This is a genomic window from Lysobacter sp. Soil_N_51 (assembly GCF_057655755.1).
Map to the genome: position 1 here is coordinate 1 of NZ_JBDGLR010000034.1, position 325 is coordinate 325.

General features: G+C 58.5%; 1 protein-coding gene. It reads left to right on the forward strand.

Annotated elements, in window-relative coordinates:
* Window positions 1-318 (forward strand): IS30 family transposase (locus tag AC3A4T_RS24555; protein ID WP_487677764.1); only part of this gene is annotated, 318 nt, incomplete at its 5' end.
* Window positions 319-325 lie beyond the last annotated feature (7 nt).

The following is a 325-nucleotide window of genomic DNA, read 5'->3' on the forward strand; positions in this document are numbered from 1 at the left end:
GAAATGGCGTTGCACAAGGTGCTGACGCAGCGCACGAAGGTAGAGGTCTATTTCACCGATCCCGGCAGCCCGTGGCAGCGCGGGATCTGCGAGAACACCAATGGACTGTTGCGTCAGTACTTCCCCAAGGGCACCGACTTGTCGCATTTCACCCAGCGGCAGTTGGATCGCATCGCCCACGAGTTCAACACCCGGCCGCGAGCGTCATTGGGCTATCAATTTCCGGCCGTCGTATTTCTTCGCGAGTTAGGCATGCCCGAGGCGGCTGCGAAAGTTCGCCAGGCCGTGTTTGACTCGTTTGATGCACTTAGACGTTGACAGTGCA